This window comes from Rhizobium sp. RHZ01 (genome assembly GCF_014851595.1).
Taxonomy (GTDB): Bacteria; Pseudomonadota; Alphaproteobacteria; order Rhizobiales; family Rhizobiaceae; genus Rhizobium; species Rhizobium altiplani.
On the sequence record NZ_JACUZZ010000157.1, the window covers coordinates 1 to 255 of the forward strand.

The window sequence follows — 255 nt, forward strand, 5'->3', positions numbered from 1 at the left end:
GAGCGACCTTTGGGGAGAAAAACGATGAACACGTTCTTCAAGTCTGCAGGCCTCTGGGCCGTTCTTGCAACAACGACCGTTCTTTGCGGAACTGTACCGGTGCTCGCCCAGGATACGCCGTTCGACAACTTCACGGCCTCAACTCCGGCGCCGCAATTCGACGACCCGATTGCGGCGGTCGACAAGCTGAAGGCAGCGCTGTCGTCCGGCGACGTCGATGGTCTTGCTGCGCTGCTCGGCATCGACGCGGCCAAG

The 255-nt window shown here is 61.2% G+C and carries 1 pseudogene; it reads left to right on the forward strand.

Annotation, left to right across the window (positions count from 1 at the left end):
* Positions 1 to 24: 24 nt before the first annotated feature.
* A pseudogene (locus tag IB248_RS31265) lies at positions 25 to 255 on the forward strand (DUF2950 domain-containing protein); the annotation flags it as partial.